At 65.8% G+C, this 13,200-nt stretch carries 14 protein-coding genes and 1 pseudogene; 7 read left to right on the forward strand and 8 right to left on the reverse strand.

From position 1 onward, the window contains the following. The 3 genes from TR33_RS03300 to TR33_RS25830 all read right to left on the reverse strand — a co-directional run. Positions 1-534 (reverse strand): helix-turn-helix domain-containing protein (locus tag TR33_RS03300; protein ID WP_042281354.1); only part of this gene is annotated, 534 nt, incomplete at its 3' end. Between the two features lie 77 nt (positions 535-611). Then, positions 612-791: a DUF397 domain-containing protein gene (locus tag TR33_RS03305; protein WP_017536579.1), complete on the reverse strand. Its 180-nt coding sequence runs from the start codon at positions 789-791 to the stop codon at positions 612-614. After that, a complete protein-coding gene (locus TR33_RS25830; RefSeq protein ID WP_084570188.1) occupies positions 788-1,597 on the reverse strand; it encodes a helix-turn-helix domain-containing protein in 810 nt (269 codons plus the stop codon). Before TR33_RS25830 ends, TR33_RS03305 begins: the two co-directional genes overlap by 4 nt. 301 nt (positions 1,598-1,898) lie before the next feature. On the opposite strand from TR33_RS25830, the gene TR33_RS03315 reads away from it, so the two are divergent. From TR33_RS03315 to TR33_RS03340, 6 genes and pseudogenes are all read left to right on the forward strand, one after another. After that, positions 1,899-2,342: an ATP-binding protein gene (locus TR33_RS03315; RefSeq protein WP_234305733.1), complete on the forward strand. Its 444-nt coding sequence runs from the start codon at positions 1,899-1,901 to the stop codon at positions 2,340-2,342. Between the two features lie 748 nt (positions 2,343-3,090). After that, the gene (locus TR33_RS03320) at positions 3,091-4,164 is read left to right on the forward strand and encodes a helix-turn-helix domain-containing protein (protein WP_042281356.1); all 1,074 of its coding nucleotides are present in this window, start codon (positions 3,091-3,093) and stop codon (positions 4,162-4,164) included. Positions 4,165-4,370: 206 nt separating this feature from the next. Further along, positions 4,371-4,577, forward strand: a complete 207-nt coding sequence (locus tag TR33_RS03325; RefSeq protein ID WP_017536583.1) for a DUF397 domain-containing protein — start codon at positions 4,371-4,373, stop codon at positions 4,575-4,577. A 389-nt stretch (positions 4,578-4,966) separates the two neighbouring features. Continuing rightward, entirely contained in the window at positions 4,967-6,118 is a 1,152-nt protein-coding gene (locus TR33_RS03330) for a methyltransferase domain-containing protein (protein WP_042281357.1), read from the forward strand. Continuing rightward, positions 6,111-6,592: pseudogene (locus TR33_RS03335) on the forward strand (helix-turn-helix transcriptional regulator). Before TR33_RS03330 ends, TR33_RS03335 begins: the two are co-directional and overlap by 8 nt. 150 nt (positions 6,593-6,742) lie before the next feature. After that, on the forward strand, positions 6,743-6,910 hold the full coding sequence (locus TR33_RS03340) for a BldC family transcriptional regulator (RefSeq protein ID WP_014910824.1): 168 nt from the start codon (positions 6,743-6,745) through the stop codon (positions 6,908-6,910). A 499-nt stretch (positions 6,911-7,409) separates the two neighbouring features. Here the strand turns inward: TR33_RS03340 and TR33_RS27095 are convergent, their stop codons facing one another. The 4 genes from TR33_RS27095 to TR33_RS03365 form a co-directional block, all read right to left on the reverse strand. Then, positions 7,410-7,730 (reverse strand): hypothetical protein, encoded by a 321-nt coding sequence (locus TR33_RS27095; protein WP_234305734.1) that lies wholly within the window; start codon positions 7,728-7,730, stop codon positions 7,410-7,412. A gap of 203 nt (positions 7,731-7,933) precedes the next feature. Continuing rightward, the gene (locus TR33_RS03355; protein WP_234305762.1) at positions 7,934-8,086 is read right to left on the reverse strand and encodes a hypothetical protein; all 153 of its coding nucleotides are present in this window, start codon (positions 8,084-8,086) and stop codon (positions 7,934-7,936) included. A 564-nt stretch (positions 8,087-8,650) separates the two neighbouring features. Continuing rightward, entirely contained in the window at positions 8,651-9,604 is a 954-nt protein-coding gene (locus tag TR33_RS03360) for a polysaccharide deacetylase family protein (protein WP_052358080.1), read from the reverse strand. Positions 9,605-10,199: 595 nt separating this feature from the next. Beyond that, positions 10,200-10,463 carry a winged helix-turn-helix domain-containing protein gene (locus tag TR33_RS03365; RefSeq protein WP_014911697.1) on the reverse strand — a complete coding sequence of 88 codons (264 nt, stop codon included), beginning with the start codon at positions 10,461-10,463 and terminating at the stop codon, positions 10,200-10,202. 1,255 nt (positions 10,464-11,718) lie between these two features. Between TR33_RS03365 and TR33_RS03370 the strand changes: the two genes are divergently transcribed. After that, on the forward strand, positions 11,719-12,285 hold the full coding sequence (locus tag TR33_RS03370; protein WP_042281368.1) for a hypothetical protein: 567 nt from the start codon (positions 11,719-11,721) through the stop codon (positions 12,283-12,285). 210 nt (positions 12,286-12,495) lie between these two features. Here the strand turns inward: TR33_RS03370 and TR33_RS03375 are convergent, their stop codons facing one another. Beyond that, a complete protein-coding gene (locus TR33_RS03375) occupies positions 12,496-12,879 on the reverse strand; it encodes a hypothetical protein (RefSeq protein WP_042281370.1) in 384 nt (127 codons plus the stop codon). Positions 12,880-13,200: the final 321 nt, after the last annotated feature.

A 13,200-nucleotide genomic window follows, 5' to 3' on the forward strand; every position in this document is an offset into this window, starting at 1 on the left:
AACGATCTGTTCGGGGCTCCAGCGCTGTTGGAGGCGCTGTTGGACATACTCGCGCAGCCGCGGGTTGGCGTCGAGTTTGCGGGGCTTGGGTCGCCTCCTGCGCTTCTCGGCGCGGGTCTGGGCGGCGTGGGGACCGTACCGGTATTTCTTGGCGGTGGCGTAGTAGGAGCGGTTGCGGCGGACCTCGCGGCCGATCGTGGACGGGGCCCGGCCCAGCTCGGCGGCGATCGAGCGGATCGAGGACTTGGCCTGGAGCATGTCGGCGATCCGCACGCGGTCTTCCTCGTTCAGGAAACGCGAAGAGCCTGGCGAGGACCGTGGCCTCCGGATGGGAGGTACGGCCTTCGCCAGGCTTTTGTGCGGGTGGCGGCCATTGCGCCAGACCTTGCCGGTGCGCCGATTGATCCCGACGATCCGGCAGGCCTCTCTGCTGCTGTAGCCCTGTTCCATGAGCCGGAAGTATTCCTCCCGCTCACGGACGAGCTTTGTCCGGCCCTGGTTGACCGACCGGTCCCGGATCTGGAAGTCGTTCATCGCACCCCTTCAGAGATGGGGTGTTGCAACGACCGTTAGAACCTAAGTCGCCTGGTGGGGGTCGGTTTACTTTCAGATCAGCTCGTGCGGAGCGCGCTGAGCAATGCGGTCCATTCGGTGGCTGGCACATCCAGATAGCCCAGAGTTCGGTTCTGGGTGTCCCGGATCCAGGTCATCTGACCTTCCGCAACCTCTACGCAGTCGCCTTGCGCGCCGCTGTGCCAAGACTTGTGCCACTCGCGAAGCTCAGTGCTCACTTCATCTCTCCTATGACTTCTTGGATCCGTTCCCGTGAGGCTGGAGGGGGCAGAGCCCATGTGAGTAGATCCCCAAAGATCGTCACAAGACGCCGCACACCATCAGGTTCCGTGATCAGCTCACCCCCCGACGAGTGCTCCGCATAGACCTGAGTGTCCTGATCCAGGAAATCCAGAATCCGGAACGGGCCCGACGAAAGTCCCCCGTGGTAGGGCGTCGACCTGGGCAACACCAGGGTCTGCACCTGCTCCGAGAGAGATAGTAGGTGCCGGAGCTGCTCCTTCATCACCTGGGGCGAGCCCACAACGTCTGTGATGGTTCGCTCGGAGATGATGGCCAGCATGCGTGGATTCTGCGCTTGCCTTAGGGCTTCGAGCCGCGCGACACGGAGGTCTGCGAGTTGGTTCAGTTGCTCAGAGGTGTCGAAGGGACGTCCATCGCGGAAGATGATCCGAGCGTAGTCCCATGTTTGCATGAAGCCGGGGATCAACCATGGATGCCACATCCTGATCTCCGTTGCCCGCTCCTCGCTGGTCACCACCTGCCTGTACCAGTCGGGGTCTGAGTCCCTGGTTCGGTGTTTCTCCCATTGGCGGAGCAGGTCCCCATTTTTCCTCATCGCCCTGTCAAGCTCGGCGATAAGTTTCCTATTTGGTTCCCTTTTGGCGTTTTCGATCTTGCTGATCGTCGACACCGAGTAGCCGCATGCCTTGCTTAGATTCTGGAGTGTCCATCCCTGCTGCCTGCGCAAACTCTTGAGCAGGGTGCCGAACTCGACCCACGAGGAGAGTGTTGCTTCGGTCATGTAAAAATTTTACAGAAAAACTTTCCCCGTGTGTACCCCAAGAGCGCTCTTGTGGGGAATCTGAGGAAAAACCCTTGTGAGCTACGGATAGATGTCGCACGGTAGGGATTGACGGGCTCACAGTTAGCTTTGAGGATTTCGCAGGCTTTTGTCCTGCTTTGTCTGGAGTGACTGTGGCTAGATTCAAGAAAACCCCGGGGGCCGAAGTCGTGAGCGGCCGCCCGGGGTTGTGACCCACCCCGACAGCTCCGAGGTGAGACGAATGAAGTGTACTGCTCTGAGGACACGCCACGACAGGCCTTTGTCCTCTGCCTACCAAGTCCTCCACTACCCCGACCCCGACAGGCTGGGCCTTCGTGTGCGGCACACGGTCGCGGCCCGCGCCGCTGCGCAGAACTGGGTGCGTCGGCATGCGGCTCGGGGGATCGCCAACCCGATGGCGGCTGCTGAGATCGCGAACCGGGCTTCGTTGATCGCGTGGGAGTTGATGGACAACGCCCACCAGCACTCATATTCCGGAGCTCCTGATCAGACGCTCACGCTGATGCTGGAACGGTCGCGGTATCTGTTGTCGATCACGGTCACCGACGCCGGCCCCACCCCGGGCCGCACGAAGCTCTCTTTCCCGGAGCAGAAGAGCCACGGTGGCGGTCTGGGTCGGGTGGCTTCACTCTCCTTCTATTGGGACTGGGACGGATGCGCCGGCCTACCGGTCACGGTCAAGGCCCGGATCGAACTTCCCTGACCAGAAGCAAGGAGCAGAACACCGTGAGCATGATCCCGACACAGGTCCGACGCACCCTCCCAACCACCACCACGTTCACCCCGCCCAAGGGCACCCCTGTCCTGCCTGTCCGGCAGGGAATCTTCGTTCCGCCCGACACCACCACCGCTACTCCGGTCATCCCGAAGGTTCGGAAGCGCTGGTTCGGTCTTCGGTGCCGGTTCGCCCACTGGGCCGGGTTCCTCCCGACATCGGGCCGGGCCGAGCGTCCGGTCTCACCGCCCTCGACGGTTCCGGACGCTTCGGACACCCCGGTCGCACCGAGCGTTCCGCCCGCTCCGGCGCCCCGGCCGCCTTTGCCCGCCCGGCGCGCTTCGGCCAACCGGTTCGCTCCGAGCACGCCGCCGGCTCCGATGTTCCGGTTGGCCTCGCCCGTCCCACCGACCTCTCCCGTGCCTCCTCCTCGACGTCCCGCACAGTCCACTTCCAGTGCTTCGGCCTCTTCTGCCTCGCCCACTTCGCGTTCAGTGGAGCAGAACGCGGCCGCGGAGTTGAGCGCGTTGCGGTTGTTGGGTCGGTTGAGTGTCCAGCAGCGGCTTGCGCGGGTGGATCACCGGTTGAGTCTGGCTCGGCTATTGGTCGACGGGATCTTGGACGAGCGCTCCCGCGTGGAACGGCAACTACGCGAGGCCGAACAGGCCGAGCAGGACGCCGGTACCCAAGAGCTCGGCGTGGCCATACGCCGATACCTGGCGCAGGGAGGTCGGTCGTGGACGACCTCCTGGCCCCCGCCCAGGCCGCCTCGCAGTGGGGGGTGTCGTATGCGACCGCCGCCCGCTGGGCCCGCGAAGGCACCATCCCCGCACTCCATGTCGGGCGTCGTTACTACTACCTCCAGGGCACCGTCGACCAGGTCAGGCGAGCCCGAGCCACAGGTGCCGCCCCTTACCCGAACCACTACGCGAATGCGGGGGTAGCGATGGCGATGACCTGGGGCGTGGCCCGCAGCGGAACCCTGCTCGACCGTGAGGAATGGGCGTTGACCAACGCGGCCCGCACCTTCGACTACCTGGACTACGGCAAAGACTCGTGGAGCCAGGACCGCCACACGGCCGTCAAGATGGCCGAGGCCTCACCCGCCTTGGCGGGGCAGATGCTGGTGCACCGCAAAGCCCGCGAAGGTGTGGTCGACGCGGTCTGTCGATCGTTCTCGCAGGTCGTGGATCTGGGTTGTGGGTTGCCGGCGATGCGCCGAGCCCCGCATGAACGCGGCCGGGTGTTGTGGGGGTCGCGGGCGAGGACGGTCTATGTCGACCACGACCTCGCCGCTCTGGCTGCTGTTAGGGCGTGGTGGGAGCACCCGGCTCAGGTTCGTGGGTACAACGTGCGGGTCTTGGACCTGGATCTGCGCTACCCGGAGAACCTCGCTTCGGCACTGGAAGAACACCTGGACCTGTCGATGCCGGTAGGGGTGCTCTCCACCCTGACCCTGGACCACCTGGAGGATTCCGAGGTCACAGGGTTGGTGGAGGCACTCGCTGCGGCGCTGGCTCCGGGCAGCGGGTGGGGGATCACCCACCTGTCCGGGATGGTCGGCGCCGCCGACGTCTATACCGACCAGGCCCGGGAGCAGGGTACGGACACTCGGCTGGTGGCGCGGGATCCGGAGGGGTTGCGGAAGGTGTTCGAGGCCGCGGGCTGGGGGCGTTGGCGGGGCTTGTCGCCGCGTGAGCCGGGTGGGGGAGAGCCGCCGATCGCCGCCCTGACCACCCTGGACGCCTCCACACACCCCGATCGAACCGACCGGGCTTCCCGGACCGCGCCGCCCGACCGACACCTCTGAACAGGTGGGTCACGCACCCGGTCGGTCCACCGCGGAGGCCGGGTGCGACCCCCCACCGGCGGGACGCACCACGCCGGTGGAAGAAGACGCCAGCCCCTCCCGACTACGGAAGGGCTGAACACGGGGGACAGAGCCCCGGTCCCGGGCGCGGTTGCCGCCGCGTCCCCGGGTTTCCACCGAAAGAAGAAGCAGAAAGCAGGCTATCGATGCAGATCATCTACACCCAGGGTCGTAAGTCCCTTACCGCTGGTGTTCAGCACAAGGCCGAGGCCTCTCAGGGCGCCTCCAACTGCGCCGCCGCCAAGCTCGTGGATGGCGGGAACGTGTTGATGGGCGACACCCAGAACCCCGACCAGGTGCGTTTGACCCTGCCGGGCAGCGCTTGGGACGCGCTGGTGCGTGCCCTCGCCTAGTTGATCCCCCCAAGACGACGGGGCACTTGCGGCCTGGCAGCAGCAACGCGTGGCCCGTCCGGTGCCCCAGGAGGCACGCCCTCACCGGCGCCCTCCTGGGGCCCACCCTCAGACCACGGCCCTTTCTCGGAGAACAGTGACGACGCGGGCGTACCTCGAGAGAACGTCCCGCCTTCGCCCCGCGACCGACGCGCAAAGGAAACCATGACCCCCCTCATCACATACGCCGTGCCGATCGCGCCGGCACCCCCGGCACCCCCGGCACCGCGGGAGCCAGCGCCGTTCGGCCTGCGCTGGAACACCGGAGTTACCGGAGCCGCGGGGACCCTCGGCGCGCACCCTCGTCTCCGGGTTCCCCGCGCCGGTCACCAGGGGAAGGGCACCGTCCGATGAGCGACGCCACCACCCGCCCGAACCCCACCGACCTCGCCCGGGACCTGGCCGCACGGCTCCCCGGACCCGAACACGTCCGTGCCCTGTTCGCCACCGTGCCCCGGCACCGCTTCCTGCCCGACGTCCTGTGGGATGAGAACAGCGTCCGCTACGACCGCTCCGTGGACCCCGACGCGTGGACGCGCACTGTCTACACCGACCAGGCGCTCGTCACCCAACGCGACGACGGACGCGAAGACGGCACGGGCCTCCCGACCTCCTCGTCGAGCGCCCCCACGGTCATGGCCCGCATGCTCACCGCCGCCCGGATCGAACCCCGCGACCGCGTCCTGGAGATCGGCACCGGCACCGGATACAACGCCGCCCTCCTCAGCACCCTGGTCGGCGACGACCGGGTCACCTCCATCGAGATCGACCCGCGGATCGCCGCCCGAGCCCGGCGGTCGCTGATCGAGGCCGAGTTCGCGCCGACCGTCCTCACCGGCGACGGCGAGAACTTCGCGACCGGACTCCCCGGCCCCGCCTACGACCAGGCCATCGCCACCTGCACCGTCAGTCGAGTCCCGGCCGTGTGGATCCGACAGGTACGGGAACACGGCCGGATCGTCACCCCCTGGGCACCGACACCGGGCGCCCCCGGCGGGGTCCTCGCCGTCCTGGACGTGGTCGACGGCCGCGCCGAAGGCCGTTTCGAAGGGGGCCTGGCGTTCATGTGGGCGCGTGGCCAACGGCGGGCGGGCCACAGGCCGCCCATCGGAGCCGAGGCCGACACGGTGGCCCGAGTCGACGGCGACCCCCGCGAACCCTGGCTCGACGGAGAGCAGGCACTCCTGCTCTCCCTGCTCATGCCGGGGTGGACCCACGGCATGGGACAGGAGGATGACGCAGAGGAACCGTACGTGTGGATCGCCTCCACCACCTGCCCCTCCTGGGCACGGCTGCACGCCGACGGCCGGATCGAACAGGCCGGCGAACGGAACCTCGTCGACCAGGCCGCGCAGGCGCGCGAGTGGTGGCACGACCAGGGCGAACCCGGCTACACCGACTTCGGGCTCACCGTCGATCTCACACGAGAACGCCAGACCCTCTGGCTGCACGAACCCCACCAGACACTCTGGTCCACCCGACGGGACGCCCCGCATGGATGACGACGGCGAAGCCAAGAAGGAGCTCGGCGTACACCTGAGGAGGCTGCGCGAAGTGGCCGGGCTGAGCGGATACCGGCTCCCCGGGGTGGACCAGTCGACGGTCTCCCGCATCGAGAACGGGCGGATCCGCCCCTCCCACGAGCTCATGATCCGCCTGCTCGACGTCTACGAGGCCGATCAGGAGGGGCGCGAGCAGGCCTACCTGTTGTGGGACCAGGCCCAGCTACCCCTCCAGACCCGACGCCGGCAGATCGAGGGAACGCGCACCTCGTGGGACTTGAGCGGTGAACCGGTCCGCGGCCCGACGCTACTGGCCGGAGCGAGCGCCGCCGAGGACGCCGCCCGCTACCTCACCCGTGCCAATGGGCGGGGAACGGCGCGACCCGACGGAACGCCCTGCTGAACGACGCCGAAGGACGGCTGCTCCAGGCCTTGGCCGCGCTGCACGCCGCCCGGACACGAATACCGGTGTGACGAGAGGTGCTTCGCTCCCCGACGGAGCGGGCTCGCCTCGCCGAGGCGGCCCCGTCGAACAGCCGGACCCTCCTCGAACCCTGAACTTCCCTGACCCCCGATGACGACCCCCTTTGAGAGAAGAACATGACGCAGCCGGATGTCGACCCCATGGACCTGCTCACCCCCCAGGAGGTGGCACAGGCGTTCCGGGTGGATCCCAAGACCGTGCGCCTGTGGGCGCAAGAAGGGCGGTTGCGGTGGGTCCGCACGCTCGGCGGACATCGTCGCTACTTCAAGTCCGACGTTCAACGCCTGCTCACCGAGCCCGGACGATGATCGAGGCCCGGACCACGTCGATCTCGGGGTACCGGAGCGGGCTGTGATCGAGACACGAAGACCTTCCGCCTCCGCTCGTCGGTGACGTGCGCGGGGGTGTGAAAGCCGGCGTGGCGGTGCGGTCGACCTCGGACAGCGCGGACCACCCCTTCGCGGGGGCCGTCAGGTCCCGTACCGCCACACCCACCAAGCCCCGCCGCCTACGGGTGGTGAGGCTCCGCTCGGACCTGAAGCCGGGCGGGGCCATGGGGGAGCGGGCCGGGGGTGTCACCACCACCTCCGGCCTCTGCAGAACACACTCACCGCACATCGACGCGGGGTGGCAGCCCCGCGGAACGAGGGCCCGGCCGCACCGGGTTCGCGTGTCGTGCGGCCACCGCCGGTACCTCCGAGCCGACGACCGACACCTGATCGAGGAACCCGAACGGTGACCCACGTGAACGGACATTCCAATGAAAGGGACCCGCGCGCGGGCGCGAGCCCCTTCACGCATTACGCGCTAGATGACCAATAGGAGAGAGTGCCCCGGCGCCTGTCCGTCCAACGCCCGCCAGGCGGTCGCCCACCTCTGGAAGTCGTCGGAGTCACCGCCCAAGGAAACCACGAAGGCATTGAGGAGCGGAAAGGTGGGAAGCCTGTCGGATTTCAGCGCCTCGCAGAATCCGGCGGCCGAACACGTTCCGACACGGAGCGACATCTTGCGGAAGCTGGGATCGCCCGCCCACCTCCGGTACCGCCGCATCATCTCGATGAATTCCGCGACGCTCGTGGCCTCCATGGGATCCGGTTTCATGGAGAACCCCGGGACGTCCTCCGGCACCTCCGGCACCTTCTCCGGACGTGGCGCGGGTCGAGGGCCGAGGACGGTGTGGACCGATCCCCGCCGGCCAGGGGGAGTGTCACGGGCCAGGGTGAGGGGGAACTCCGCCCACAGGGAACCGTCCGGATCCTTGCGGACGGCACGGGGTCGAGCCTCTGAGGCCACCACGTACCGCTCGCCCTCGAAGGCGTACGCGGACGACATCAGCGCGCCTCCTTCGGGATGATGCGATGAGAGACATCAGCGGCGAATCCGAGTGTTGCCGCAGCCAGTACGAGGGCGGTGGCGAGGTCTTGTCCCTGACGATGCAGGATGAGCGCGACGATAATCATGACGACCACGATCATGACGCGCACCCCCCGAGAGTCGAGGGAGAGATAAGCGGTCACATTGGACCTTTCGTGTGAGATTGGCACGGCTGGATAGTCGCGAAACCCCGGATCTTTCGGCTTCGGCGGATTCTGGAGATGCCAAGCCGTCAAGGGAGCGACAGGGGCCGTAAAGGAGAAAGTACATCATCCTGGGACGGGTGCGCAGCGACTCGCAAGTCTCTTCGTCCTGGTTGTCCTGTTGATGTGTGTAAGTCACGCTCTTCGGTGACTGGGCCGCTTTGCGAACAGGTGCGTTCGCCGGTGTTCGAGATCGTTCATCAGGGTCGTGACTTGTTCGATATCTTTAGGTTCCCCCAAAAGGGGGATACCGGTACTACCCCTGCACGAATCAGAGGTACCATTTTCGGGTTGACCGAAATAATGATTCGGAGCAGCGTAGAACGTGAGGGCCGGCTGGATATCGGGGCCGCGGGACTGGAGACCCGGCGGTTTCGAAGGGGCCCTCCGCAAGGGCCGCACCCTTCGGGGTGCGGCCCTGTTCCATGGCCGGGGTGTCCCGGGCGAAGCCGTGCGTCGAACGGACCGCGTTCAGTCGGGGGTCGACGGTGATGTGCCCCGAGCCTCGGCCTGTTCGGGGGAGGGTCCCTCCAAGAGGTGATCGACCCGGACCAGCCGGTAGCCCCGGTCGAGTAACGTCTCGATGATCATGGGCAGGGCGTCGACGGTCTGCGAACGGTCTCCGCCACCATCGTGCATCAGAACGATGGACCCGGGGCGGACCTGATCGAGTACCGACCGGGCGATGACCTCCGCTCCGGGCCTCGACCAGTCCTTCGGATCCACGTCCCACAGGACCGTGGTCGCCTCCATCGTCGTCAACCAGTCGTACGGTCCCGGTGGCAGAGCGCCGTACGGGGGACGGAACAAGGTCGGTGCGTCGCCGTTGGTGAACGTGGAGAGCGCCTCGCCCGTGCTACGCAGCTGTTCGAGGATCTGCGCTTCGGACAGATCCGGCAGATAAGGATGCGACCACGTGTGGTTCCCGAACGCATGCCCCCGCTCCTGTATTCGCCCGAGGATCTCGGGGTGGGCGACGGAGTTCAGGCCCACGCAGAAAAAGGTGGCAGGTACCGCATAGTGCTCGAGTATGTCCAGGATTCGGTCGGTGTGCGGAGGAAAGGGGCCGTCATCGAAGGTGAGGGCGACCTTCTTCTCGCCACGCGGACCGTGGGCGAAGAACCTGCCCGGGGCGGGCTGATCGGCGACCGCGGCCATAGCGGTCTCATATCCTCCGGCGAGCTCCTCGTCGCGCCCGGAGTGGGTCCCCGAGCCCGTCGCCGACCGGGAGAGCGGAGGCCGATCGCGGAGGGTCGTGCGTGCCAGGGCCTCGGCCGGGGCCGAACCGAGAAGTGGGAGTCGGGACGGGGCCCGGTGGTCCGCCCGGTACACGGTGAGGCCCGCCTCGGTGAGCCGGTCGTACAGAAGGCCATTGGTGTCGTCGATGATGACCCGAGATCCGTTTCCATGTAGAAAATCGACCATGGTCTCGATTTCATCTGTTCGGTATCCATGGGTGGGTATCACCGTTCTTCCGTAATCGTCGACCACGGTGACATGGAAACCCGCCGCATCCCATGAGATCCCCGCGCGCATCATTCATCTCCATCGAGTCCGGTGCGCGAACCGCGGTTTTCGAGCCTTGCACTCTCTTCGCTCGATGTCCAGATCGGAAGGTAGTGGGAGGAGAGCGTGATTCGAGCCGGTGGCCGCCGGAGGACGGACGGGCCCGCGGTGGTGGTTCCCAGGGTGTGAAGACCGGTCGTCTCCTGGAAGGGCTGTCGAGGGTGGGTGTGTCCATCGCGGTGGGGCGGGCGCGACCGATATGTGCGATCTTGGCTGTGGCGCTTCACCCACCAGGACATCCGAAGCCGTCGGCCACGTGTGGTCGACGGCTTCATACATTGTGAAATCCGGAACATCCAGGAAGGCCCGCCGGATGAGGTCGCAGGGGAGGGGCCGGGGCATCACCGTCGCCCCGACCCCTCCAGGCCATAGGTCGAAGTCGACCCTTCGGCTGTGCGTTGTCGGCCGTCGCCCGAACGGCCGGGACGTCACCACCGCCCCGGACGACGTCGAACTAGCTGTCGCGCTTCTTCACGTAGGTGCCGCGGCGAGGCACCACGTACGCCCACTCGTCCTCGACGAGGAGGGCGATGGTGCGGCGCACGGTGGAGCGGGCCAGCTCGTACTCCTGGACGAGCTGGGTCTCCGAGGACATCGGGCGATCGGGGGCCCAGTCACCCCGTTTGATCCGGGCGATCAGGATCTGGGCGAGCTGACGGTAGGGCGGTTCGGGGGCGTCGTGAATGATGTCGGCGTCAGGGCCGAGCGGCTGGTCCATGGCGTAACCGTAATAGTTACGCTACGTGCGGGCTACTGACCCTTTGTATTCATTTGAGTATGGACAAGTTCATACAACTCGAGACGTGTGAAAAGTGTTCGGGGTGCTGAGCTGGGGCTTCGAGGGGGCGGGGGAGGCCTCGCGGGAGAAGGCGTTCGTCGTTCGTTCGAAAACAGGGCGGTAGGCCCGCTCGGCTCGCAGAGGTCCATCTCAGGGCTCTTCCTCGTCGGTCTTCATCATCTCCTCGAGGGTCCTGTCGACCAGGGTCCGGGCCAGCAGGCGGAGCAGGATATCGAGCGGCATCAGCCACCACCTGCCCTTCCTGTTCTTCCCGTGGTCGGACTTCCTGTGAGATCCGTGCTCTTCGCTCATGTGCGCTCTCCGGTGGTGGGTGTCGTCGGTCGAAGCTCGGGGCGGGGGTTCGTGGTGAGGTGTCCTCTCCTGGAAGAGGGCATGGCTCCGCCCCTGGTGGACGTGATGGTGAAAGCCGTACTCGATATGGCACGGCGCTGATCCGCTGCAAATTCAACCACACTTCTCGAGTTTCTTGATTATCCAGGGAGCATGCAAGGCGATTTCGTGCATGTGAGAGTTCGCATGGAGATAAAGAGTTCGTATGGAACATGAAGCTTCACGTGGGCTATCAATCTTCTGGTTTTTAATGTAGAAAGATAATTCTTCTTATCGTGTGGGTTGGTGGGTTGAATTCAGAGGGTCGAGGTGGGTGTTCGAGAGTTGTATTGAGGGGGTGTTTAATATTGAAATATGGTATTCCGTGATTTATGTTGTGGGGCGGGCTTGGGTATTAATTGGAGGACTGTGGGCTGAAATGGCGTGAGGTGTTTTCCTGGGGCGTCTGGGGGCTGGCTGCGGTCCCGAGGTGGAAAGGGTGGGGAGGTGGAGGGGTGTCGGATGGGAGGGTCCTCCCCTGGTGGGTGTGAGGAAGCGGTGGCCTGGGTCTCTCATGCCACAGGGGCCTCTTCAGTCCCTCTGATCTCTCTCGCCACCGTGGCCCCTCGCCGACGATGCTCTTGTACGCGAATATTTCCTTGCGGGTGAAATGGAGGGTTCTCACTCTTTTCTCCTCCTCTGTGGCTGAAGAGAATCGCCACCCGTGCATAATGCATTTTCTCGCGAGAAGGCATGTACAGGGGTATGTGTTCGCCGGCATGATGGTTTCGCCGGAGCGAAAGCCCCCGCCACGTACATATCGCCCAAAAGGCGATGCGTGTTTCCTTTCTGGAAGAGGGATTCCATGGCGAACGAGATCAAGTACGGCGACCTCATCCACCTACAGAACGGCTACAACGACTGGGCCGGCGGATACCTCGACACCAACGGCCACCGTCCGGCCCCGGCCAAGTACGGGGTCTCCACCGCGGACACACCCACCCGAGGCCCGGGCACCGGAACCTGGGAGGTCCTCTCTGCCGAAGGCAAGGCCGACGGGACGGCCGTGATCAGCGGAGACGTCATCTACCTGCGCAACCTCTACCAGGACGACGGCGGATACCTCGACACCAACGGCCACGCCTCCGACGATCAGAAACGCTCCGGCGGCAGGTACGACGTCTCCACCTCTCCAGGCAAGGATCGAGGCGAGGGCACCGGCCGCTGGCGGATCTTCGCGCAGACCTCCAGCCCCACGGACCAGGCCGTACGCCTCGGTGACGTCCTGCTGCTGTGGAACCTCTACGGCAGCGGCAGCTTCCTGGAGACCAACAGCACCGCCGGGCCGGGCCTGTACGACGTGTGCACCAACGCCTACTTCAACCGCGCCGCAGACGTCACCCTGTGGAAGGCCCTGACCGCCGAGGCGTGATCCTCGGAGCCCGAGCTCGCTTTTCCGGGGTCCGGAACGCGGTGGCGACGAAGGCATCGGATTCCGGACGCCGCCCGGAACGGTGCTCAGGCTCTTCTCGGAAGGGCTCTCCGGATCGAGTGGAAAAGGGGAGCCCTATGCCCTTGTCGGTGGCCCCGGTGGGGGCTTCGGAGGCAGGGAGGTGCGGGGAGAGGGTGAATTCGTTTTCGCTCAGGAAAGGAGGGGCGTTCGAGGAAGGTCGTGGCCGATCACTTCACGGCGGAACCGTGAATCCCAGTCGTGCCACATGGCCAGGGTCAGTACCCCCTCGACCTGGAGGCCGGGCGGTTCGACCGAAGCCCACAGGTACAGCTCCCGCTCCTCGTCCAGCGAGAACCACCGAGCGCTGTCGGCGGAGGAAGGAAGGTGTCCGGGCAGAGCCTGGTAGATCCGGCGCAGCGTTTCCCAACCCTCGGAGGTGAAGCGACGCCAGTCCAGGCGATAGATCCGCTCCACCGCGATCCAGCGTGTCGCGGTTTCCGGGTTCGGATCGTCGAGGTCCGCGTCGAGGGGAGCTTCCTCGTCGTTGTCGTAGTACCAGTCGTGTTCCCGCACGGGAACAGCCTTCCAGAGTGAGGGAGGACGACGATCTGCCGGGTGCCGGGCCTGATGGAAGTCGACGAGGGTTGTGCTCAGACCTGCGGGTCGTGGGGAGGGCATGGCCCGTGCCGTCGGGGGTATCGATCCCCATTATTGCTCTACGTAGTCATAGGCCCCGGGAAATTCGCAAGACTCATTACTCTGGGTAGCGGAGTCGGGGGCCTGAGAACGATCTCGGCAACAGGGTGCGTCGGCCCGGTCGGGCGGCGAGCGCCTCAGGGTCTTTCTCGTCGGAGCCGGTCGATCGCTTTCCTGGAAGCCAGAACACCCTCACCG

This window comes from Nocardiopsis alba (assembly GCF_000710955.1).
Taxonomy (GTDB): domain Bacteria; phylum Actinomycetota; class Actinomycetes; order Streptosporangiales; family Streptosporangiaceae; genus Nocardiopsis; species Nocardiopsis alba.

Coding starts and splice junctions, on each gene's coding strand:
- TR33_RS25830 (WP_084570188.1), bottom strand. CDS start 1,597: ATGACCGAAGCAACACTCTCCTCGTGGGTCGAGTTCGGCACCCTGCTC.
- TR33_RS03325 (WP_017536583.1), top strand. CDS start 4,371: ATGCAGATCATCTACACCCAGGGTCGTAAGTCCCTTACCGCTGGTGTT.
- TR33_RS03330 (WP_042281357.1), top strand. CDS start 4,967: ATGAGCGACGCCACCACCCGCCCGAACCCCACCGACCTCGCCCGGGAC.
- TR33_RS03340 (WP_014910824.1), top strand. CDS start 6,743: ATGGACCTGCTCACCCCCCAGGAGGTGGCACAGGCGTTCCGGGTGGAT.
- TR33_RS03360 (WP_052358080.1), bottom strand. CDS start 9,604: ATGGTCGATTTTCTACATGGAAACGGATCTCGGGTCATCATCGACGAC.
- TR33_RS03365 (WP_014911697.1), bottom strand. CDS start 10,463: ATGGACCAGCCGCTCGGCCCTGACGCCGACATCATTCACGACGCCCCC.
- TR33_RS03370 (WP_042281368.1), top strand. CDS start 11,719: ATGGCGAACGAGATCAAGTACGGCGACCTCATCCACCTACAGAACGGC.